Consider the following 23379-nt stretch of genomic DNA (forward strand, 5'->3'; position numbering starts at 1 on the left):
GAGGGTGGATGCGTATTACTAAATGAGATATACTGTTTATCACTCGAACAGTGAAAGCGCCAGATTTCTTTCGGTTTCATTGAACTTCCTGACGCCACTTACCGGAGCAATGCCTCCGTTTGTCTGTTTCAGCTGTTCCTCAAAAGTCGGCAAATCCTCTCTTCTGTAGAAGATGCCCAGCGGTATTTTTTCGCTCTCATGAGCCCTGCTCATTGCGGCGTTGAAATCGGAAGAATCGTGCTTCACTGAATCAAGATCGTACATTTTCGCCCTGATTTCGTCATATATGTCGTTCCAGGTAACGCATGGGCTCAGAATGTCCACCAGTGCAAAACCGCGATGGTGTATTGCTTCCTCTATCATTCGTGTGAGCGGTTTGACCTGGCCGGAAAATCCTCTCGCGACAAATGTCGCACCTATCCCTAGAAGGGAGGAAAGGGGATTCAACGGATAAATGCTGCTGCCATACGGCGTAGTTTTTGTCTTCTGGCCAAGTTTGGAAGTGGGTGAAAGCTGACCCGTTGTCAGCCCGTATATTTCATTATTCAGCACAAGGAGTTTTATGTCATGGTTCCGTCTCGCAGCGTGCACAACATGATTGAAACCGATACCATATTCATCACCGTCCCCCGCAATTGCCAGTACCGTCAGCGCAGGGTTGGCTATCTTTGCGCCGACTGCAACAGGAACAGGCCTTCCATGAAGGCCATGGTGGCCGTATGTCCTTATATAACCGGGAAAATTCGATGAGCACCCTATTCCCGAGGAGATCAGGACGTTGTGCGGCTCTATTCCGAGTCCTGCGAGCGCATTTTTGACGGCAGACAGCGCACCGAAATCACCGCATCCGGGGCACCAGTCCGGTCTTATGTCGCTTTCAAATGTTTTCAGATCTATCAATTGTTTTTCCAACATTTAACTCGCCTTCGTTTTCAAAAGTTCTTTAATCCTGTTTACGATCTCAGCAGGCTCAATCGGTTCCCCCGAGTAGGAGAGTAAGCGATCTGCTATTATCGTCCCAGTCTCCCTCGCAATGAGTCCGGCCATCTGTCCGGTATAATTCGCCTCTATGTCGAGCAGCCTCTTCGCACTGTGCAGCATGGCAGAAATTTCGCTCCATCGGAGCGGGAAGATATCCGTGAATTCTATGGAGTTGACGCTGAAACCCTCTTTCCAGAGCGTCCTGAGCGCTTCACGCACAGGATTGGATGTGCTTCCCCAGCACACAATGGACAGATCAGCATCTTTCGGCCCGGCAATTTCGGGTAATTTCATCTCGCCGGCTATGCCGTTCAGCTTCCCCATTCTCTTTTTCATCATCTTGATTCTCATATCGACTGCACTCGCGAGTCCCGCTTCCACATCGCTAAGATCGTGTCCGTACTCGTCATGTTCATCGGTTTTCGCAACAAACATCCCATTGGGTGTTCCTGGAAGGACACGCGGGGAAATGCCGTCTTCTGTAAGCTGATATCTCCTGAACCAGGCAGAGCCATTCTTTTCCACGTCTGCGATGAGTTTGCCTCTGTCAATGTCTTCATCGAAATTCAGGTTCTCGATTGTGGAATAGCCTCCGTCGCCTATGCCGAAGTCTAGGAGGACGATAACCGGAACCTGATATTTTTCAGCAATATTGAACGCCCTTGACATCGTGTTGAATGTTTCTTCCGGATTCCTCGGAGCAATGATGACGCGCGGAAAGTCATCCTGCGAAATGCCAAGCATCATGTTCAGATCCCCCTGGGCGGTCTTGGTAGGCAATCCCGTAGAAGGTCCTGCCCTCATAACGTCCACAACCACGATCGGTGTTTCGTTCATCGCCGCCATTCCAAAAGCCTCCTGCATAAGGGCGAATCCTCCGCCGCTCGTTCCGCACATCGCTCTCGCGCCTGTGAATGCTGCACCGATAGTCGACCCTATTGCTGAAATTTCATCCTCAGCAAGCAGAACAGATATGCCCATTTTCTTGGCATTATAGGCCATAAAATGCAGTATCGGACTCGCTGGAGACATCGGGTAGGCAGCGTAGAATCTGCATCCTGCATTGACTGCACCGGCAGCAAGAGCAAAATTCGCATGTGTGTATTTCCTTCTAATGCTGTAATCGAATTCGAGTGTCTTTGTCGGTACGAAATCCACCTCTGTCTTCAAATACCCCTCCACTGCGGCCTTTACATTGCCCTCGATAACTTCCGGGCGCTTCGATGCAAACTGTTCCCTGATCACATTTTCGAGTATTCGCCTGTCAATGTTGAGTATGCCTGCAATAGCTCCTATTCCGACCGTGTTCTTCATTAGCGGTCTCTTGTCATATTTGAGTGCGATTTCGGTAAGCGGAAGAGGAACGGGAGTAACACCCTCTGGAACAGGACCCGCCTTGACAAACTTTGGATCGTAGATGACGGCGCCGCCTCTGTTTATCCTGCCTACATGCTCGTCAAATGCGAGCTGTGTAAGCGCAAGCAGATAGTCTATTCCATAGCCGAGGGACGTGACCCTCCAATTTCCTGCATGAATGTGGAACCAGACATGCCCTCCTCTTATGAGGGACTGGTTCCCGTTATATGTCACAACATACTGTCCGCTTCTCGAAAGCATTCTTGTGACTATCTCACCGGCACTCTGTATGCCGTCCCCTGCCGCCGCGCCCAGTCTTATCGTTATATCCATTTCATTCAAGTTTATCGCCTGTGCAGCCATTCATAAATACGTAATTGTCCTATTGCATTATCTGTCTACATTCTTAATGTTTTTGAATTCGCTATGTTTATATTGGCAGGTAGGAGCGTTCCGCGCCGGTTTCGGACCTTTTCTGCATTTGCCTGCTCTTTATTCATCTTTCTGCATTCGCTGCACTATGTCGGCGTATGAGGCAATGCCTTCCCGTCTTATTGTCTGACGACTGTCAGTCAAAATCAGTTAAAATTAAATAAACAGTTTATGATTAAGGTACCAAGGGATGGTATGTCTCCTTTATTCGAACTGTTCATTGTGCTGTGGGTAATAGTTTCGCTGTCACTCTCAATCTGGACATATAACGATGCATTCCTTCTTTCTTACAGCAGGGCATGGGCCATAGCTGTCTTTTTCTTCTCGCCTGCATTTTTCCCCCTCTATCTGTTCTGGTCAAGATGGCGCAAAATCCCAGCTGGAAACTTCAGGAAACCGGACTATGAGGTGAACACTGCGGTATTCAGTCCTCAAACGGTTAACAGCCCGCCTGCAGAACCAGCGCCGCGCTCTGAACCGGCCGCAAAGGCTGCTGTTTCCGCCGCTGAGGACGATTTGGCGTATCTGTCCCAGGGACTCCCGAGATGCCCCGGCTGCAATACGGCAGTTTCATTTTACGATGTCCAGTGTCTCAAATGCGGTCAGCCTCTGAAGAGAATAGCAACTGAGACGGCATTCTGAATTAAGTTAGTCCCGATCCTGAACCTTCAGCTCCTTTACTATTCTGTCATGCGTCTGCATGATGCCCTCTACCCCAGTGTTAAGGAGTACGCATCTGGAAGATTCCACCTCTCTCCTGAAAAATTCTTCCTGCCTCCTGTCGTCCCTGACAAGGAGATAGGGGTTGTACCAGGCCTCCTGCGCAATGGTTCCCCACTTCTCTTTCGGTCCTGCACCCGGTCTTATCATGTATTTTCCCTCAAGGAGAACCCTCACGGCCTCATCAGGATCCAGGTTTACCTGCGCAGGCGATGTGCTGTCCCTCCTGAGAAGCACAAGGAGATTAAGCGTTGCAAAATCCCCCACTTTCTCCTCCCCCTTCATCCATTCCCTGGGCAGGAGTGCCCTGGCGTTTGCAAAGGCATAGAAACACCACTCCCTTCCTTCGTCAAAAACACACTTTCGCTCGCCCCTGGCGCATCTGTCCCAGCATGACTGATTCTGGCAGTCCTGCTTTCTCATTACCACGTTCTCGCACTTGCAGCCGTCGAGAATTGGTCTGAGCCAAGGCTCGTTCTCCTCATTCTCTGTTCTGACATATAGCCTTCTTTCCGGCTGCCTTACAATAAAAGTGTGGTCCTTGCCGTCCCTGAGTCCGGGGGGATGCTCAATGTACACCCAGTCGTCTCCGACAACCTTTCCGTTGGGATGCTGAAAGAGCCTGTTGACCTGAGTTGTCTTACCAGTCCCCGTAGGAGCAACGATTACTACCCCTCTTCCACCCAGTTCGGCGCAGGCACCATGAATGGAGTGCGTATTGTAATGTCTCTCGAGAATTGCCGCAGCCATACCGAGTGCCCAGCTTTTTGCCTGCCCGTAATATTCGGTATTCACAAACAGGGAAGTGTTGAGTTCCGGCGAGTAGAAAGCCTGAGGCTCCATGTCAGGAACGCCCACGACGCTGTACATGAATGCGTGCGGAAGCACATCCCTATTATTCGGTGCCGGCCACCAGTTTTCCCTCCAGAAGTCATACTGGTGCTCGCTGTTCCCCACATACCTCACAATGATGCCGTTGATATTTGCGTCCCAGACATATTTCCTGTGATATGGAATGTAATTCGAAACATGAGCCAGGAGTCCGTTCATTTCTTTTGCCGGCACATCTTTTCTGGACTTCGCCCTTGAAGTCTCCTTTGTTATGTAATTGTTGAGCATCGACATTCAGACACCGGCTAACAATTCGCAGTGTTGTATTAAAATAATGGCAAAAGGAATGTCATCGTTTGTCAGTGCGGCATGACACTTTACTGGCACTTCCGTGCCGTCTATTTTAATGGAGGAGAACATTCACCCGACAGGGAAGGCAGGGAATTGCTGTGGTTCTTAGAATGCTCGTCGACGAAAGAGGCCGTAAATTTCTTTTCGAGGGAGACAGAGGGAGTGTGAAGATCGGCGGGCTGGGCGTGGTCAGCATTGACAGGCTTGTAAAATTCAGTGATGGGGACGAAGTGCAAATTGCAGGTAAAAAGTTCAGACTGCTTCCGCCGACAATTGAAGATGTCCTTTCCTCTATTTACCGGGGACCGCAGATAATAATGCCAAAGGATGCCGCCCTGATAGTGCACCACCTGAGCATCGGGTGCGGCTCCACAGTGGTTGAGGGAGGTTCCGGTTCCGGAAGTCTGGCACTCTCTCTCCTCAAGGCGGTATACCCGACAGGAAGGGTCATTAGCTTCGACAACAGGAAAGAACATCTCAGCATAGCATCAAGGAACGTCCACGCATCAGGCATGTCGTCGTCATGGTATCCGGTGCTCGGAGACATCAGGAACGTATCCTTAGGAAGAAAGGTGGATGCCATGGCCGTTGATATTCCGGATCCCTGGAATGTGTTTTCTGCCGCATCCTCAATCCTTAAAACAGGAGGTATTCTTGCGATATATGTCCCCACTATAAATCAGACGGAAAGAACCGTCGTTTCCTCAGCCGGAACTGTTTTTTCCCATGAGGTCAGCTTTGAAAGCATTTTCAGAAAGCTGGAAATCAATGAGGGCGCAAGCAGACACAGTTTTGACACCCTCGGTCATTCTGGTTACATCTCGATATTCAGAAAGACGTTCGAAATGCCTGTATGATCGGATGATACTGCCAGCCGAAGTTTCAACAGTTTTTAATCCAGGCAATGATTAGAGGGAACTGTCAGGAGTCGGAAGCTGTTGGCAGACATTGCATTCTTTATCGCATCCGCCGCTGCGATATTCGTTGTCGTGAACCCAATCGGAAACGTGCCATTTTTCCAGACGCTCACAGCAGGTTATGACAGTGCAATGAAGAAGAGGGTGATTATGAAGGTGATCTACATAACACTCGGTGCACTGATACTTTTCGGTCTCTTTGGTAAATTCATTTTCGCAATTTACGGAATAACACTTCCTGCATTCGAGATTGCGGGTGGCATACTTCTTTTTACAACCTCCTTCTCGATGCTGCAGGGTGAAAATCCGAGGACCAAAGCCTCTAAGGAGGATGAAGATGAAGCGCTTGCGAGGGAATCCGTTGGTATCGTGCCCCTCGGAATACCGCTGTTTGCAGGACCAGGTGCCATAACAACGGTGATAATCTTCTTCGGTGAGGCGAAAGGTGTTCTGGACGCCATTTTTGTGCTTGTTTCAATAGCGATAACAGTTGTTGCATCCTACGTTGCGCTTGTTTATTCCGAGCCTCTCTTCAGGCGAATGGGAAGGATGGGGGCGATGGCATTCTCCAGAATTGAGGGGATATTGCTCGCTGCACTGGCGGTTCAGTTCATTATCACCGGCGTTACCGCTGTACTCCATGCGGTGCTCTGACTGAAGCCTGCTTGTCACATCGTTGTAATGTTCGTTCCCGCGCCTCTTTGGTCTTATCAGCCGCATAATATTTGCCTGTGCTTTCCATGTCTATGCAGACTCCGATGATACATCTGGTTTGATGACGGGCCCATCCTAAAACTCAGCAGGAAAAATGAAGCAGGGCATCTTGTTTTTCTCATCATGGCCATTGCCTTTCTGTCTTATACGAAGTATACGAAATTCCTGAACTTGTGAAAAACCGTGTCGGTGTATGCGTATCAACCACTTTAAGGATCTCAATGGCATATGGGTGAGGACAACCGTCAGAAGAGACAGCAGGTATGCCCGAAACTCCGGGCGATTCACCAGCTCAGATCGTAAATGAAACCAGCCGGCATACCCGGCATTGCAATTGTCCCGCATTACACCGGCAGTGAATATTTCACGTGCTCTGGATAAATGAGATAAGCATGCCTGAATGATCCTGTTTCAAATTCGTTTCCTGCTGTTTTGAGGGGTGAAGCTAATTTTGCCGTGTTCCTCAACTTCTGGAACATGACTGCGGTCAGCAGGTCCGTTGTTGCGGCTGCTAATGCTGGCAACACATTACCACGGTCTAAAGCTCCGAAGCTTCAGAGAGTAACAGCTTACAAAGATTAAAGACACCGATAAGTTTTTGCGCCAGTCTGTCAGCCATTGGAGATTGAAAATTCAGGTGTGCTATATGCCGGCTCTGCGCGATGAACTTATGCTCGACAACCGGCCCCTGTGGTCCATCGGCTTCGCTGTCATGATAAGGTCCATCGGTTTCGGTGCAACCTGGCCGTTCATGGCAATATTTTTCAACAGGGAGCTGAAGGTGCCTATCTACGAGGTTGGTCTCATATTCGCCATGCTTGCAGTGAGCGGTGTTTTCTTTCAGATATTCGGAGGCTATCTGGCAGATTTCCGCGGCAGACGTTTTTCACTTCTGTTCGGCAGCGCATCCGGCATTGTCATTTACACGTCCATCATCATACTCCTTCTGGATCGAGCCGGAGTCGTTCCAGTAATTGCACTTTTTATACTCACATCCATTTCCGGGTCGATAATATTTCCGGCCGCCAATGCATACGTGGCGGACGTGACCTCTCCTGCTCAGAGGAGCAGGGCGTACTCAATTTACAGGATACTTGCAAACACGGGATGGGCCGTTGGTCCACTGACCGGGTCGCAGCTGTTCCAGTTCGGCATAGTCTGGATTTTCCTTCTGGTGGACGTAACACTGATTTTGCAATTCACCGTTCTGTATATACTTGTCAGCGACAGGAAATCGCCGTCCGGAAAAGGCACGGGAATGAGGGAGAGATTTGCCATGCTACTTGTCTACGACTCCCAACTTTTGCTCTTCAGCGGAGCAACTTTTCTGCTTATGATACTTGTATCCCAGTTTTCTGTAACGCTGCCTTCATTCGCAATAACCAGGGGGTCGATTGCAACATACCAGCTAGGCTACATCTACGCAGTGAACGGACTGGTAGTTGTATTCGGCCAGTTTCCTGTGACTTCACTCGTCAGGAACATCAGGGAGATGAATGTGGTCATCTTCGGAGCACTCTTCTATATGCTTGGATATTTCCTCCTCTCCTTCTCAGGCAGCCTGCTTCAGCTCATGTTCGATATGGCGGTAATCACAATTGGAGAAAATCTGGCTACACCTGGTATCAACGCTATAGTTTCAAGATTGGCTCCGTCCGACAAAGTCGGAAGGTACATGGCGTTCAACGGCATGGCAAACTCTGCAGGCAGGGCTATGGGTCCGACAGTGGGATCCATTCTGCTGTTTGTTTTTGCCTATGACGGTCTGAAGGTGTGGTCATTTCTGGATATGTTTGGTGCTCTCGCTATCCTGCTTATGCTTGTTCTCCAGCGTATGAGAAACTCATGAATGAACTCCGAAACTCAGCATCTCCTGGAGACTGCCGCCCCCTGTCTTGTAGCATTGAATGCAGCATACTTAAAATACGGATTGTTATTCCAACCGTGGTTGGTCCCTTGCCGGAATATGAAGTCAGGATTTCATTGAAGGAGGGAATAGTCGATCCAGAAGGAGAGAACACCAGGAAAGCTCTTCAGCTCCTTGGCTTTAAACATCTGAAACAGGTTTCTTCCTTCAGGATGTACTTCCTGAAAGTCGAATGCAGCGGAGATGAGGCCGAGAAGGAAATCGAGGAAATGTGCAGGAAACTGCTTGCGAATCCTGCTATTCATAATTACAGTTACAGGAAGGTAAGTGATTGAAATCACACCCTGAATCCGGCTCGATGAGCGGAAAGGTGTTCTACCCTTCAGGCACCGGCGGGGTGTGGCATGTCAGGATAAGGGAAGCGGATGACAGGGAACTGCGATTTATCAATGATTTCATGTCGCTCGGTTTCAGCGAGCCGGAGCTTTACCGCGTCAGGGATTATTTTGTCAGGGTGGGAAGAGACGCAACCGATATAGAGCTTCAGTCGATTGCACAGGCCTGGAGCGAACACTGCAGCTACAAGACATCGAAGCCCGCCCTCAGGGAACATGTCTTCCCTCTTTCCAGGAGGGCCTATGCGAACGGCGATGCAGGCGTCATGGAGTTTGACGCGGAACATGTGTATTCGCTGAAGATGGAAAGCCACAATCATCCAAGCGCAATAGAACCATATGGCGGTGCTGGAACAGGTATCGGTGGAATTGTCAGAGACATACTCTGTATGGGTACCAGGCCGGTTGCACTTGCTGACCCTATCTTTTTCGGGGATCTGGACGCTCGCTACGAGGATCTGCCTCCCGGGACGAAGCATCCGAAGTATCTTTTCTCAGGTGTCGTCGCAGGAATAAGGGATTACGGCAACCGGATCGGGGTTCCGACAATTTCAGGTCTGGTGATGTTTGACCGGAGGTATTCATCCAGCTGTCTGGTCAATGCCGGATGTGTCGGATTTGGCAGGAAGGAGGACATTGTAAAGAATTCATTCCTCAATCCAGGTGATGTAATAATACTTGCAGGCGGCCTGACCGGAAAGGACGGCATACATGGCGTGAATTTTGCATCCAGATCTTTTTCATCCGAATCACACGAAAGCGACAGGGGGGCAGTTCAGCTCGGTGACCCGATAACAAAGGAGCCGCTGATACACGCGGTACTTCAGCTTGTTTCAGAGAAGAAGATAAAGTCGATGAAGGATCTCGGCGGCGGAGGACTATCCGCTGTCGTGGGAGAGATGTGCCTTTCCGGCGGATTGGGCGCAACGATAGATATCGACCGCATTCCACTCAGAGAAAAGGGAATGAAACCATGGGAGATATGGATATCAGAGTCGCAGGAGAGAATGCTAATTTCAGTAAGAGATGAGGATGTTAATGAAGCCCTTTCTGTCTTCGACTTCTGGGATGTTGCCGCTACATCCATAGGACGTGTTGAGGACGGCCATAAACTTGTAGTGACCAGCCAGGGCAGTAAAATACTGGAACTGGACACATCCTTTGTGGTGAAACCGGAGGAATTCAAAAGACCAGCTGCAGGGAGGAACGGAACCATCCGCAGGGGGAAGCGAATCGAATACTCATTCGCCGCATGTGCAGACAAGGTGATGTCAGACATAAATGCATGCAGCCGCGACTGGATAGTACATATGTATGACTACGAGGTCGGGGGCAAAACAACAATCAAACCGCTGCATGGGCTGCCCGCCTTCCAGTCACATGGTGATGCGTCAGTACTCAAGCCGCTTGAGAGAAGCTGGAAGGGAATGGCTGTGACAGTAAGCGCAAAACCCAGGATTGCATCTGTCAATCCCTATCAGGGCGCTCTTCATGCAGTGGATGAGCTGTGCCGCAATCTTGTTTCCGTCGGAGCAAGGCCTGATTCAATCACCAACTGTCTGAATTTCGGCAGCCCGGAGAGGGCGGAAGTGATGTGGGAGTTCAACGAGTCGGTCAGGGGGATGGCCGATGCTGCCGGTGCCTTGAGAATAGCGCTCCCCTCCGGCAACGTGAGCTTTTACAACGATTCGGAAACAGGTCCGATAATGCCCACAGTCTCCCTGATGGGTGTCGGGCTTGTTGACGACATCAGGAAATGCGTAACTTCGGATTTTAAGAGGGAAGGCTCCCTCATTTATCTCATTGGTAAACCGGGAGAATCGCTTGGCTGCTCGGTAATTTCGGAGTCACTGGGACTTGGCAGCACTGATTTTATTCCCGTGGATCTCGAAAGGACAGTGAAGCTCTGTGACAGCATGCTTGAACTGTCGTCACGCAGTCTCTTCCTTTCCTGCCATGATGTTTCGGACGGCGGATTATTTTCCACTCTCGCTGAAATGGCATTCGGCGGTAACATCGGTTTTAGAATCGATGCCGCCAAAATTGAAAGCAGTCCGCCAGAGAGGCTCCTGTTTTCTGAGCCACCTGCATGCTGGGCCGTGGAAGTTACGGAGGAAGGTGCGGCCGAGATCGAGAAAGAATTCGATAAATACGCAAGGCTGATCGGAGAAACCGGCGGTCAGGACATTGCAATTAACCTGGAAGGCGCGGAAATATACAGCACCGCACTGAGCAATCTCAGACAGAAATGGGCCGCTCCGTTATGGGAGAGGATGGGCTGATGAAAAGAGAGAACATCCGTGTCGCTGTTCTGCGAATTGAAGGGACCAATATGGAAGATGAGGCAGTTGCGGCATTCACTGCATCAGGAGTAAACGCTGAGGCCGTCCATCTGAAGCAACTGGAGGGAAGGTGCCCTTCGGTGATGCGGAGGAACCTTTCGGATTTCGCCATGCTTGTCATTCCCGGAGGTTTTTCCGCCGGTGACTATGTAAGGGCCGGTGCCATTTTCGCGGCCAGGATAAAGAGTTCAATGGCGCCTGAATTGCTTCGTTTTGTGGACGAAGGGAGACCGGTTCTCGGCATATGCAACGGTTTCCAGGTACTCGTGGAACTGGGCCTGCTCCCGTCAGCAGGGGAGAAAGCAGAACTGCTGCCCCGGGCGGCACTTGCCACAAACATATCGACAAGGTATGAATGCAGGCCCGCCTTCCTTAAGAACGTAAAGCGGGGGCAGAGCATCTTCACCTCCAGAATCCCGGGTAATGCTGTGATTGCAGTACCGACAGCCCATGGGGAAGGCAAGATGACCTTTCCGCCCTCAAAATCGGAGGAGTGGGTTTCGAAACTTGAGGAGCTGGATGAAATTGTCTTCAGGTATGTCGACGGGAACGGTAACTTTGCCGGATATCCCTGGAATCCGAATGGAAGCGTTTACGACATTGCAGGTGTTACCGACGATACGGGATTTGTCCTCGGCATGATGCCTCATCCCGAGAGGACATACTGGCGTTATCTGCACACTGACTGGACGAGGAATCCCGAATGCGTGGAGGTGCGCGGAGACGGGAGTGCGATCATTGAATCCGCAATTTCCTACATCGAGAAGAAACTCTGACCGCCCGCGAATGCCGATCAGTCGACATCCACGTTCACTTCCACCATATCCCCGTCCTTGAGTGAAAGGCGGGAACGAAGGTTGTCCTTTGCTATTATTTCCATGACATCAGTATAATGCGTCCTGACCGGAAGTATGACAGAGCATTCGATTCCCTGAAGTTCCGAAAGGAAGCATTTCACGTCACCGAACGTCCTCCCCTTGCTTACAAATCCGTCTATTCTAACTCCCTGTGAGTATGTAAGGCGTTCGAACAGCGGCATGTCAGACTGGGCAACCCTGATGTTCAGCGTACCTTCATACGGTTCGAACAGGAGCTTTCTGACAAACTGCTGTTTGTATTTCTGCTGGGAAATATAGTACCTGCCTTCTCCGAGCCCGCTGAACACCGTGCCATGAATCTGTATCTTCCTCTCAGGTTCAAATAGCAGTTTGTACTCCAGGTATTCCTTCCTCAAGAGCTCTGTCCCCCTGTTTGATACCATGAGCCGCTGGCCCTTGTGGCCAATCTGCCTTTCGATTAGACCGTTTTCTGCCAGTTTCAGTATTATCATGGATGCAGCCTGCTGGCTTACACCTATCGCCCTTCCCAGCTTTGCGGTGGTTATGTCCGCAAACGAATTGAGTGCCCCCATGAGTGCGAGCTGCTTGAGTGCCGGTACATGTTCTCCTCTCATTTCAGTTCACACATGCAGTTGCTGCGCTGAATTAAATCTTACTATGCTTCAGAGTGCTTCATCGGATCTGAAGAAATCCAGTCTCCTCTTTCCTCTGAGAATAATCACCCGGTACCCTTTTGAGGCCAGTTCCTTTGCAAGGCGCATGTCGTTAGTCATTACCGCAAAGGCACCGAAGCGCTGTGCTGCCTCAATTATTGCGTCATCTCCCTTACTGGATGTTTCAACAGTCCTGAAATTTGAAGCAAGCCTTTCTGCCGACCTTGCCTCCTTCTTTCTGATCACCGACAGCTCTTGGATCGCAGATAACGGCACTATTATGTCATGGTCGCCTATGAGTCCATCCAGTTCCCTGTCGATATTCAGTCCGCTTTCAAAAACAGATACGATGGCGCTTGTATCAACTACGATGATCTGCACAATTGCATCACACTACAATTCCAAAACCAATAAGCCGCCACTTCCCGGCGAATTTTCTTGATATCGCGACCCTCTGTCCCTTTTCAACGCAGACAGGTATTTTCAGGTTGAGATCACAAGTGCTGTTTCGCGCACTCGTAACCAGTCCCACAGTCGTAGAGGTTCCAAGATTCAGCATCAGCGGCTCATTTGTTTTTATGCTCTCGATCTTCTGTTCTTCCGGACTCCCGACAACTCTCTCGAGTAGATGAGCCTCCATTGAAAAGTTCTGCAGCACTGGTGGAAGCGTTCCGGGTTTCCCTGCAATTTTGCCGACAAGGCTGTCAGACTTTGTTATCGATGGATCCAGTCTTGTTCCAACAGCTATCAGACCGCCCGGTCCGGCGGATTTGAACGTCTTGCCGCCGGAATGTATTGAGACAACTGTGGAGAATAACGGCTGCCAGGTGCTCCTGTTCCCGGTATCGATCCTCTTTCCGGGAACTATCTCGATATCATCGCCAACTGCAATTTTGCCCTGGGAAATAGTACCACCTATGACGCCTCCCTTAAGTTCTTCTATCGGCGTCCCGGGGACATTGACATCAAATGACCTTGCAATGTACATCCTTGCCGGCTTTGTAACGTCTCTTCTTGGTGTGGGAATGACTTTTTCTATGCTCCACGCAAGGTAATCCAGATTTGTACGGTGGTGCGCGCTCACCGGAACAATGGGGGCATTTTCTGCAAACGTCCCTTTTACGAACTGTGTAATCTCGTTGTAGCTCTTTATCGCCTGTTCTTCGCTTACAATGTCTATTTTATTCTGGACAATTATTACATTTCTGACGCCTATAACGTCAAGCGCCATAAGGTGCTCCTTGGTCTGCGGCTGCGGGCATTTTTCATTTGCCGCAATGATGAGCAGTGCGCCGTCCATGATTGCTGCACCGGAAAGCATTGTCGCCATGAGCGTCTCGTGTCCCGGTGAGTCTACGAAAGATATGGAGCGGAGATACCTGACTGACTTGTCGCACTTCAGATAGCTCTCCTGTGTCGAATAGCAGTCCGGTCTTTCGCACTCCTCGCACTTGAATATGCTCGTGTCCGCATATCCAAGTTTTATGGAAATGCCCCGTTTTATCTCCTCGGAGTGCCTGTCAGTGGATTCGCCTGAAAGTGCCTTTACCAGACTTGTCTTGCCATGGTCTACATGCCCCACGAGCCCAACATTAACCTCGGGTTGACTTGGAACATGCATTACTTGCTCTCCTTTTTCTGCAGGATGTCAGAAATGGGAGTTGGGCCAAAAACCGTCACCTTTAGATTGAGCTGCAGCGTCGACGGAGATACAGTGTTCCCCCTCACGTTTTTCCTTTTTCTGACTCCCTTTCTGGCCGGCTTGAAACCGACGCCACCGGAAAGCATAAGTTTCCTCCTCCCCTGTCCGGGCAGGTCGTGCCTCATGGGAAAACCGTCCTTGTCAGATCCACCTGTAATCAGCAATTTGTACCCGGGCAGTTTGAAATAAATACCGTCCACTGTGTCTCCGATCTTTTTTCCGACAAGTGCAGATGTTTGTGGACCTGCAACATCAACCTGATATGACTTCCCTGTTTTTGGATCATTCACTACGGCCTTAAAATCCGCCATTTGTTCTAACACCTGTTGACGCTTCAAATTTGAACACTGACTTAAACTTTTCCTTGACAGGTCCATGGCAACTGAATTCTATTGTGCCTGACTCGTGACCGGCATCCGGGGCTGCACCGGCTTTCAGAAAATTCAGGAGAAGATACTGTTTCGTCCGTTCTGTCATACTCACAGAAGGCGCTAACTTTTTGAACACACTTGGCAATGTATACCGTATGGCAGATGGCCAGAAGACATTCAGGGAGCAGGTGATCGGACAGTTTTCGGCACTGACAACGGCCGCATTCGGACTGATAGCAGCCCTTGCATGGAACGGTTTTATCACACTGCTCTTCCAGCATCTATTCGGCACCCAGAGCTCATTGCTGCCCCTGTTTCTGTATGCTGTCTTTGTGACAGTGCTGGCTGTTATAATGAGCATACTCATAGCAAAAGCGGCAAGGAATGCACTCAAACAGGGACAAAAGTAGGAGGCGAAACCATTTATCTTTTTTTTACCGCAGACAGTCAGGGAACGTCCAGCTGCGGTCTATCTCACTTAGTGAATGTCGGCGCAACAACCTTTGCGCCGCTTCCCCCTTCAATCCTGCGTCTCTCAGCGATATAATATGTCAGGCCGGTAACAATCAGTGCTACATAGTAACTTATGTCAGCACCGCCGAGGTAATTTGCCGATATGTATCCCGTATAACTCAGGTTGCTGTATCCCCAGGATATAAACGGCACAGAGCAGAGTAAACCGAAAAGATAACTGAGCAAACCGCTCCTCCTGACTGCCGGGGCAGCTTCAACCTCCCTGTAATTTCTGTGTCCGAGGATGAAGAAATCAATGAGAACAACCGCAAGCCATGGAGTTATCCAGTAGTCAAGCAGAAGCAGAAAGCCTTCATAAAATGATGTGAAACTGCCGGAGAGCGCTATGGTCAGGACCGAACCGATGATTCCGGACACTAATACGGCCTTCCACCTTTTAACCCTGATATCAAGAACAAGCGATGAAAGCGCACCTGTGTAAATGTTGAGAGCATTGGCTGAAAGGGTGCCCAATACGACGGCAACAAGCGCGGCAGTTCCCAGGGATCCGAGTATGTAACTGAACGAACCGATAATTCCGATGGCTGACGGATTGGCAATGTTTCCGTAGATAAATGCTGCTATAAGTGCACCAAGCGCTTCAAACCAGAAGGACGCAATGAAACCACCCAAGAATGTGTTGGCAAATGCTTGCATCACATTCGTATCTTCCCTGAGATATCTTGAGTAATCGGAAGCATAGGGTCCCCAGCTCATAAGATATGAGAGCGATGCCCCGATGAGCAGAATCATGCCGACCGTAAAGGACGGAACACCGGGTAATGCCGACGGATGATATAGCACAAATTTTCCAGAATGCATCATTACGATTACAGTGGCAACGGCAAAAAACAGACCGAGCACAACAGCCATAATTTTTTCAAACTGGTGTATGAAATTATGCCCGTAAATTCCTATTGCAATCATTGCAGTGAGCAGAACAAGGGCTGAAGGAATATATCCGATGTGCAATAAATCGTTCATTGCAAATGATCCCAGAACTGCGTTTACTGTGAACCAGCCTACGGTGCTTGCCCATTGCAGCAGCGCGGGGAGGTATGCACCCCTGCGGCCAAAACTTCTTCTTGAAATAATCATCTGGGGATAGCCATATGAGGGACCGGTTGAGCTGGTGAAACCGAGCAGGACGCCTCCAATAATGTTCCCGATCAAAAGTGCAGTCAGTGAAGGCAATATCGGAAGCGAAAAAAGGGATACCGCCAGATAGCCGACAGCATAGCTGCCAATGGTAACATTCGAAGCAAACCACAGTGTAAAAAGTCTTTTGGGATTACCATGCCGCTCCGAACCCGGAATATGCTCAATCCCGAACGGTTCCACCCTGAGTATGCTGTTTCCGTAGGAAACCATTTGTCCCGATCTCTGAGAGGATCAGCAATAATGAATTAATTACACTTTCGCAATCAGCCTGCCGGCCAAACCAGTTTCCCGTGCAATCCCGCGAGCGCCTACGCCAAAGGATAAGTAGTATGTTTTGCAATCCCGGATTATGAATTACAGGCGCATCGGCACGACTCCAATTAAGGTTTCCGAAATAGGCTTCGGTGCATGGTCCGTCGGTTCAAACTGGTGGGCCGAAAACAGCAGAGAGACTGAAATCAGGATGCTCAGTGCGGCCGTTGATTCAGGCGTGAATTTTTTTGACACTTCAAATGTTTATGGCGATGGGCGTAGTGAAGAGATTCTGGGGGAATTTCTGAAGGGCATGAGGGAGGATGTTGTTATTGCCTCGAAGTTCGGGTACGATGTAGATGCGCCAAGGACGGGCGGCCTGCATTCAGAGCGCCCGCAGCGCTTCGATCCTGTCTTTATGCGAAAATCACTGGATAAATCGCTGAAGAATCTGCATACAGACTACATTGACCTCTATCAGCTGCACAATCCGAAAATGCCAGCACTGCAAAATGACGGGCTTTTCAATGAACTTCAGAAACTTGTGGATGAAAACGTCATCAGGTCGTATGGAGTGGCACTCGGACCCGCGATCGGCTGGAAGGAGGAAGGCATGTCCGCAATCAGGAACAGGCGGATAAGCACCCTGCAGTCAGTTTACAACATACTTGAGCAGGAACCCGGCGGACAGCTCTTTTCTGAAGGAGCTTTATTTGGTGTTTCCGGGCTGGTCAGGGTTCCGCATGCATCGGGAGCGCTTGATGAACGTTACAAACCGAACGAGAAACTCAGAGCAGACGATCACAGGAACTACAGAATGAGAAAATGGCTTGAGGACATGAAGCCATTTTCGGAGCGCCTTTCAAGAATAGCAGATGAAAACAATATGAGACTAACCCAGCTTGCCATGGCTTTTGCTCTTTCGAACGAAAACGTAGCGTCTGTGCTGCCAACATTTACCTCAGTTGATGATATCACACTGTTTATTTCGGACCGAAGCTCATCTACGCTGAGCCAGTCCGCTCTGGACAGTATAAACAGTATTTATGAAGAGGCACGAAATGCTGCCATGGCATCTCAGTCTATACCCTGAATCCCGACATTTCTTCCCTGCCTGCCGCCTCGATCATTATGCACCGGTCTTGAACTGCACTAATTCCTTCGAGAGATGCCTTTGCCGCAGCCCCGTCATTCCTTATGCCAAGCTGAAGCCAGATTACGAACGGTCTTCCGGCCGATCTTTTCATTCTTATTGCCTCATCCACAATGGCTGGGACTTCGTCCGATGGACGGAAAATATCGACAATTTCAATTTTGGATTTGAGTTCATCCGGAATTGATGTCAGGGAAGGATACGCCTTCCTGTCAAGTACACTATCGGCCGTCGGGTTAACAGGTATTATTTCGAATCCCCTGTCAGCCAGATATTTTGCGACCATGTGGCTGTCCTTGAAGGGATCCTTCGATAGACCGACAACTGCGACTGTCCTGTACCTCCTTAAGATTTCGTCTATTTCAGTCTCATGCATTGTTGCCCGTCCCTCACCCAACGCATACTCTGACTTCAAGTTTGTCCACTTTGCATGAGCAAATCGCCAGTTGCCATCATTCAGTCTGTTTCAGGACTTCAGGGCAGGAAACATGATTTATCATCAAACAGCTTAATGTCTGCTGCATGCTTTCAAAAAGCCAGTCTCAGGAATCGCGGAACTCGAATGAAAAGGGAATTGAGTTCGCGAATCTCATTCATCCCGGGAGTCTCGCAGTCGTGGGCGCTACTGAAACAACCGGCAGGCTCGGCAATCTTATACTGAAGTCCATTGCCGATTTCGGCTACGGAGGGAGGCTGTTTCCTGTCAACCCGAAGCATGATACCGCTTTCTCGCTGAAATGCTACCATTCAATTGCGGACGCAACAGTGGAAAACGGCCGGCCCATAGACATGGCATATCTGGCGCTTCCGGAAGAACTTGCCGGCGATGCAATCTATCAGTGCCTTTCCGCGCATGTCCGGACTATAGTGATTCTCTCGTCATCGGTAGCGGGAATTTCATCAGATACGGATGAAGAAAGAAAACTGATTCATAAAGCACGCGAATCAGGCAGCATAATTCTTGGTCCCAACTGCCTTGGAATCCACAGCCCCTCCGGCGGTATAACGTTCAGTTCCAGGTTGAAGAACGCAGACGGTCCGTTAGTGTTCGTTTCACAGAGCGGCTCGATGTCCGAAATATTCGTTCTGTCGATGCAGGAAAGAGGGATAGGCGTTAAGGCCGCTGTGAGCACAGGCAACGAGCTTATGGTTTCCGCCGAGGATATTATTTCTTCGGCCGCTGCGAATGCAGATGTGAGCGTAATTGCAGTCTACGCAGAACAACTCAGGAATCCTGAACAATTTGTGGATATATGCCGATCCCTGCCGGCTGATGTAACTCTCATACTCTACAAGGCAGGCACGACCACCTCAGGCAGGAAGGCAGCCCTCTCGCATACCGGTGCCATAGGCGGAAGTTACGAAGCCTACAGGGCAATCGCAAAAAAAGGGAATGCCGTGCTCGTGGACTCTTATGGTGCGCTAGTCGATTCGGTTATCGCAGCGTCGGCATCCCGCAGGTTTGCCGGACGCCGGATAGGTGTTATTTCGGCGCCAGGCGGATTATGCGTGACGCTTTCCGATGCTCTTGAAAAGCATGGTTTTGAGTTGCCGAAATTTGACGGCAAGACTGTCGTCTCACTAAAAAAGCGGCTTAAGTTTAAGGGTAACCTGAGGAATCCGCTGGATCTGACTATGGCTGCAATTTCAAATCCGGATCTCTACAGGACATCTGCGTCTGAAATTGCAAGGACCCGCGATTTCGATGTGCTTGTTCTGGGCGCTCCCACTTCTTATTCAGTCATCCCCTTTGTAGAAAGGGTTGAACAGATTGCCTCGGAGACTTCTCTTCCCCTGGCTGTCGTATGGCAGGGGGATGATGATCCTGTCAGGGAAGGCACGGCCATGCTCAATCGTGCAGGAATCCCTGTGTTCGATTCCCCTGAAGCGCTTGCCTCCTCGATAGAAGTCATTGAAAATGCTGCTTCGAGGAAGAAGAGGAGAAAGTTCACTCTCAGACCGTTCTTTGGAACACACGCATATGCTGATGGCAGTCGCGGTTCCGGCGGAAGATGGCTTTCAACTGAGGAAATTGCAGAAATACTCCAGGCTTACGGCATTGGAAATTATACCGAATCAAAGGCAGACAGCATGCGCGATGCCGTGGAAAACGCAAAGTCTGCAGGCTTTCCCGCTGTGATGAAGCTGCATTCCGATAGACTGATACACAAAACAGCTTCGGGCGGCGTCAGGATGTTTCTGAACGACGATGCTTCCGTCAGGAAGGCGTACAGGGAAATGCAGTTGACTGCCGCCCGGCTTGAACTTGCAGACTTCTACGTGACTGTTTCCAGACAGATTATCGGAGGGATCGAATTTGCCCTGGGTATGTTCAGGGGGCCCGGCAATTCTGCCGTAATGATGTTTGGCCTGGGAGGCATCCTTGTTGAATTTTCGGGTCACAAGTCGTTTGCTCTCTGTCCACTTTCACCAGTCGAAGCCCTGGAACTGATAGATGATTGTTCTCTCGGATCACTCTTCAAAGCCTACCGTGGCATCAGAAAGGCTGAACTTGCGGAGAAGTTGGTCAGTTTCTCGAAACTCGCAGCAGTGGAGGAGGATATAATCGAGATGGACGTGAATCCCCTGATTGCGGCAGAAGGCGGTTTCTATCCCGCGGACGTCAGGATATTCAGGAAAAACTGAACTATTTTCTCTTCCTGGTGACCTTCCCCTTTGCCCCTGCGTCTGTAAATTTCTTCAGCAGAGAATCGACTGACGCTCTCAGCTCCCTGACATCCGAACGAACTCTGTCCATCTCATCGCGCAATTTCCTCTCCGAATCATTTCCTGCACCGCCCTTAATCCTGGTTATCGCGTCATATGCCCTTCTTCTCAGTCTTCCATCCCGTTCTCTTTCAATGAGTGTTTCAAGCTCCGGAATAGCATCTCTGCTTCCTGCTATCTCGGCAGCTTCGATTGCAGCCTGCCTGTATCTCAGTTCTCCGTCCTTCAGCTGTCTGTAGATGAATTGCCTGACCCTTTTGTCCTCTTTCCCGAGTTCAGCCACCGTTCTTATAGCAGCACTCCTGACCCTCCATCCGTAGTTCCCCAGGGTGAACTGTTTCAGGAATTCGATATCGTCTTTATCCCCGAACTCAGTAAAGGAGTTAATCGCAGCCTGTCTTATCACATCGAGGTGCGACGGTATTTCGATTGCCTTCCTGATGACATCGTCTCTTTCGGCCACATCGATTTTTGCAAATGCGGTCACTGCTTCAGATGCGACTGCGTAGCTGTCGTCGTTAAACATCCTCTTCAGTGTTTCGGCGGATGCCCGCTCCCTGAACATGCCGATCGCTCCGACAACCGCTTTCCTTACTCTCGAGTCCTTCGCATTTGCCGATGAGAGAAGGGCGTCAAACGACTCCTTCCTGTTGATTTTACCAAGTGCCTGGGCACAGGCTTCCCCGGCAGCCCAGAAATTATCTCCTTTCAGTTCCGCAGCAAGCGCTTCGCATATCCTTTTCTCGCTTTTCCTTGAAAGTTCCCTAGCGGCAAGTATTTTTTCGTAAGTTCTTCCCAGCTTCAACTGATAAAGCGCATCTTCTACAGGTCTGCTGAGCTTCAGCTTTTTGAGTATGTCATTGTCCGGGTCTATGCTAACAAAAAGCGGCCTTTCGTCCGTCTCAAACTCAAAAATCTCCTCCCTGTCTCTCACTTCCAGTTTTCCGTCTTCTCTTCTTCCTTCTTTGTAGACGATCGAAAAAGGCAGGTCGATCCTGAACAGCGGTGTCTGTTCGTCGCATTTCTGGACCTGTCTGACGATCACCCTGACCTTTTTCTCGGATATTTCGTATTTCAGCTCGATTTCAAATTCGGGGAACCCCGCCCTGTACACCCACTGATCGAAGAACCACTGCAAATTTCTGCCAGTGGCCTCCTCAATCGCCTTTATCAGATCAGATGTCTCGACGTTCCTGAACATGTTATTTTTGCAGTACAGGCTTAGCGATCTGAAAAAGGATTCGTCACCAAGTTCCTTCCTCAGCATGTGCAGAACGAGTGCACCCTTCTGGTATGTCGTTCTGTCGAACAGCTCAGCCGGAACAAAGTATGAACGCTGGACTATTGGCCTCCTGTAGTTTTCACTGTCTTCCCTGAAGTAAATTTCGGCTGACTGATCCAGGAATGCACGCATCTCGTCTGCTCCAATGTCATGTTCTCTGAACAGCGCGTCAAAGAAGGTGGCGAAACCTTCATTAAGCCAGATATTCGACCAGTCCTTCGCTGTAAGAAGGTCTCCCCACCACTGGTGTGCCAGCTCATGAGCAACCAGGCCATGGCTTGGAAAATCGACTTCAGATCTGGCATCGTGAAGCGTCTCATCTGTCTGGGTGGTGCAGCTTATATTTTCCATTCCGCCCCAGATGAATCCCGAGACTGCAACCTGAGAGTACTTTTCATAGGGATAATCGACTCCTATTATCCTGGAAAAGAATTCAATCATTTTTGGCGTCTTCCGGAAAGACAATCTCCCTTCCTCCTCCCTCCCCGGCTGAACGTAGTATGTTACCGGTATGTTCTTCCACTTGTCCTCGATAACTGAAAAAGTGCCAGCCACGATCGAGTTAAGGTAGGTGGAATGCGGCGCGCCTTCGCTCCAGTGGAATGTTCTCTTTCTTCTCTTTTTGTCTTCCGACACCTTCAGGAGTCTGCCGTTCGAAATTGCCAACGCGTCCCAATCCACTGTTATTGCCATTTCTGTTGTGTATTTCATATTCGGATAGTCGAAACAGGGAAACCAGTAGGCAGAATACTCATCCTCCCCCTGCGACCATGCCTGAAGCGGTTTCTTCGGGTTGTTATTGTCAGGGGAAATGAAGTAGAGTCCTGCCTCAGGACTGCAGCTGTACATAATGCTGATTTCAACCTTCCTGCGCCCCTCACCTGATGTGAAGATATGCAACCTGCCTCCGATGTGTTCGAAAGAAGCGTTACGCCCCTGCACCCTGACATTCAAGATTTCCATTTCCCTGGCGTCCAGGACAATTGCTTCCGGGACAGTGTTGTGAGTGAACTCAATGTCGTATTCTGCGCGGCCTTCGAGCTTCTTTTCCTTCAGATCAACATCAAGGTGCAGTTTGAGATGGTTGATGCTGAATTCAAGATCCCTTGCATATTGTGATTTGGCAAAAGGAAGCTCAAAACGGCTCTTGATCTCGTGAACTGAGGCTTCGTAATCCATATTCATCGCACCGGTTAAAGTTGGACCGCTTTAAAAACTTATGACGCCTAAATGCGTACAGGAACGTCGCTCATCCCCCCTTTGGCTGATTTCCGGAATGCAAATTTGTATCAGGCCATGCACACTGATTAAATATCAGTAGTCTGTTGCAAAAACGCAGACAGAGGTACAGTGTATGTCCAGAATGCATTCCAGTCGTAAGGGCAAAGCATCATCAAAGAAGCCGGCAGTGACCTCAAGCCCTCAATGGGTTCAGGCTAGCAGGGAGGATGTTACAGATCAGATAATACAGATGGGTAAACTCGGTAGACCTGCCTCCCAGATAGGGCTTATCATGCGCGATCAGTACGGTGTTCCGAATGTCAAGCTGCTTACAGGCAAGCCTATCATACAGATTCTGGAGGAAGCAGGCATTAAGCCTCAACTTCCAGAAGATCTTGGCTCTCTTATTGAAAGGGTCAAAACGGTATCAGTACACACAAATGAAAACAGGAGCGATCATAGCGCAGAGAGGGGTCTCCAGCTGATAGAATCGAAGATCCGCAGGCTTTCCAAATATTATATCAGGGAAGGGGTAATACCTTCGAACTGGAAATATTCACCAGAGAGCAAGTGAAGATTTTCCAGCGAGTGAAAAACCA

The 23379-nt window shown here is 49.7% G+C and carries 21 protein-coding genes; 11 read left to right on the top strand and 10 right to left on the bottom strand.

Going from position 1 to position 23379, the window contains the following annotated elements:
* Positions 1–39: 39 nt before the first annotated feature.
* Complete coding sequence (locus KIS29_03620) at positions 40–915, bottom strand: 2-oxoacid:ferredoxin oxidoreductase subunit beta (GenBank protein ID MBX8639409.1); 876 nt, start codon at positions 913–915, stop codon at positions 40–42.
* Positions 916–2679: a 2-oxoacid:acceptor oxidoreductase subunit alpha gene (locus tag KIS29_03625; protein ID MBX8639410.1), complete on the bottom strand. Its 1764-nt coding sequence runs from the start codon at positions 2677–2679 to the stop codon at positions 916–918.
* 261 nt (positions 2680–2940) lie between these two features.
* Here KIS29_03625 and KIS29_03630 point away from each other — a divergent pair, with 261 nt between their 5' ends.
* Positions 2941–3411 (top strand): hypothetical protein, encoded by a 471-nt coding sequence (locus KIS29_03630; GenBank protein ID MBX8639411.1) that lies wholly within the window; start codon positions 2941–2943, stop codon positions 3409–3411.
* 6 nt (positions 3412–3417) lie between these two features.
* Here the strand turns inward: KIS29_03630 and KIS29_03635 are convergent, their stop codons facing one another.
* The gene (locus KIS29_03635; protein ID MBX8639412.1) at positions 3418–4614 is read right to left on the bottom strand and encodes a hypothetical protein; all 1197 of its coding nucleotides are present in this window, start codon (positions 4612–4614) and stop codon (positions 3418–3420) included.
* 155 nt (positions 4615–4769) lie between these two features.
* On the opposite strand from KIS29_03635, the gene KIS29_03640 reads away from it, so the two are divergent.
* The 6 genes from KIS29_03640 to purQ all read left to right on the top strand — a co-directional run bounded on the left by KIS29_03640 (position 4770) and on the right by purQ (position 11682).
* Complete coding sequence (locus KIS29_03640) at positions 4770–5528, top strand: hypothetical protein (protein ID MBX8639413.1); 759 nt, start codon at positions 4770–4772, stop codon at positions 5526–5528.
* 81 nt (positions 5529–5609) lie between these two features.
* The gene (locus KIS29_03645; protein MBX8639414.1) at positions 5610–6242 is read left to right on the top strand and encodes a MarC family protein; all 633 of its coding nucleotides are present in this window, start codon (positions 5610–5612) and stop codon (positions 6240–6242) included.
* 706 nt (positions 6243–6948) lie between these two features.
* Positions 6949–8151 carry an MFS transporter gene (locus tag KIS29_03650; GenBank protein ID MBX8639415.1) on the top strand — a complete coding sequence of 401 codons (1203 nt, stop codon included), beginning with the start codon at positions 6949–6951 and terminating at the stop codon, positions 8149–8151.
* The gene (purS, locus tag KIS29_03655; protein MBX8639416.1) at positions 8148–8504 is read left to right on the top strand and encodes a phosphoribosylformylglycinamidine synthase subunit PurS; all 357 of its coding nucleotides are present in this window, start codon (positions 8148–8150) and stop codon (positions 8502–8504) included. Before KIS29_03650 ends, purS begins: the two co-directional genes overlap by 4 nt.
* The gene (gene purL, locus KIS29_03660) at positions 8501–10846 is read left to right on the top strand and encodes a phosphoribosylformylglycinamidine synthase subunit PurL (GenBank protein MBX8639417.1); all 2346 of its coding nucleotides are present in this window, start codon (positions 8501–8503) and stop codon (positions 10844–10846) included. The genes purS and purL overlap by 4 nt, the downstream gene beginning before the upstream one ends.
* On the top strand, positions 10846–11682 hold the full coding sequence (purQ, locus tag KIS29_03665; protein MBX8639418.1) for a phosphoribosylformylglycinamidine synthase subunit PurQ: 837 nt from the start codon (positions 10846–10848) through the stop codon (positions 11680–11682). The genes purL and purQ overlap by 1 nt, the downstream gene beginning before the upstream one ends.
* Positions 11683–11699: 17 nt before the next feature.
* Here the strand turns inward: purQ and KIS29_03670 are convergent, their stop codons facing one another.
* From KIS29_03670 to KIS29_03685, 4 genes are read right to left on the bottom strand one after another with little or no spacing between them, the layout of a single operon-like run.
* Positions 11700–12359 (bottom strand): DUF120 domain-containing protein, encoded by a 660-nt coding sequence (locus KIS29_03670; protein MBX8639419.1) that lies wholly within the window; start codon positions 12357–12359, stop codon positions 11700–11702.
* A gap of 48 nt (positions 12360–12407) precedes the next feature.
* Positions 12408–12779: a hypothetical protein gene (locus KIS29_03675; GenBank protein MBX8639420.1), complete on the bottom strand. Its 372-nt coding sequence runs from the start codon at positions 12777–12779 to the stop codon at positions 12408–12410.
* Between the two features lie 7 nt (positions 12780–12786).
* Complete coding sequence (locus KIS29_03680) at positions 12787–14019, bottom strand: translation initiation factor IF-2 subunit gamma (protein ID MBX8639421.1); 1233 nt, start codon at positions 14017–14019, stop codon at positions 12787–12789.
* A complete protein-coding gene (locus KIS29_03685) occupies positions 14019–14411 on the bottom strand; it encodes a 30S ribosomal protein S6e (protein MBX8639422.1) in 393 nt (130 codons plus the stop codon). The genes KIS29_03680 and KIS29_03685 overlap by 1 nt, the downstream gene beginning before the upstream one ends.
* Positions 14412–14626: 215 nt before the next feature.
* On the opposite strand from KIS29_03685, the gene KIS29_03690 reads away from it, so the two are divergent.
* The gene (locus KIS29_03690) at positions 14627–14881 is read left to right on the top strand and encodes a hypothetical protein (GenBank protein ID MBX8639423.1); all 255 of its coding nucleotides are present in this window, start codon (positions 14627–14629) and stop codon (positions 14879–14881) included.
* Positions 14882–14945: 64 nt separating this feature from the next.
* Here KIS29_03690 and KIS29_03695 read toward each other — a convergent pair whose 3' ends face one another.
* On the bottom strand, positions 14946–16355 hold the full coding sequence (locus KIS29_03695) for a cytosine permease (GenBank protein ID MBX8639424.1): 1410 nt from the start codon (positions 16353–16355) through the stop codon (positions 14946–14948).
* Positions 16356–16494: 139 nt separating this feature from the next.
* On the opposite strand from KIS29_03695, the gene KIS29_03700 reads away from it, so the two are divergent.
* Positions 16495–17490, top strand: coding sequence for an aldo/keto reductase (locus tag KIS29_03700; GenBank protein MBX8639425.1), 996 nt, complete (start codon positions 16495–16497; stop codon positions 17488–17490).
* Here KIS29_03700 and KIS29_03705 read toward each other — a convergent pair.
* Positions 17480–17926: a CoA-binding protein gene (locus tag KIS29_03705; protein ID MBX8639426.1), complete on the bottom strand. Its 447-nt coding sequence runs from the start codon at positions 17924–17926 to the stop codon at positions 17480–17482. The genes KIS29_03700 and KIS29_03705 overlap by 11 nt on opposite strands.
* A gap of 146 nt (positions 17927–18072) precedes the next feature.
* Between KIS29_03705 and KIS29_03710 the strand changes: the two genes are divergently transcribed.
* Positions 18073–20196: an acetate--CoA ligase family protein gene (locus KIS29_03710; GenBank protein ID MBX8639427.1), complete on the top strand. Its 2124-nt coding sequence runs from the start codon at positions 18073–18075 to the stop codon at positions 20194–20196.
* A gap of 1 nt (position 20197) precedes the next feature.
* On the opposite strand, the gene KIS29_03715 is transcribed toward KIS29_03710, so the two are convergent.
* Positions 20198–22744 (bottom strand): HEAT repeat domain-containing protein, encoded by a 2547-nt coding sequence (locus KIS29_03715; GenBank protein ID MBX8639428.1) that lies wholly within the window; start codon positions 22742–22744, stop codon positions 20198–20200.
* A 169-nt stretch (positions 22745–22913) separates the two neighbouring features.
* On the opposite strand from KIS29_03715, the gene KIS29_03720 reads away from it, so the two are divergent.
* Positions 22914–23354 (top strand): 30S ribosomal protein S15, encoded by a 441-nt coding sequence (locus tag KIS29_03720; protein ID MBX8639429.1) that lies wholly within the window; start codon positions 22914–22916, stop codon positions 23352–23354.
* The last annotated feature ends 25 nt before the right edge of the window (positions 23355–23379 follow it).

This window comes from Candidatus Sysuiplasma jiujiangense (assembly GCA_019721075.1).
Lineage (GTDB): Archaea > Thermoplasmatota > Thermoplasmata > Sysuiplasmatales > Sysuiplasmataceae > Sysuiplasma > Sysuiplasma jiujiangense.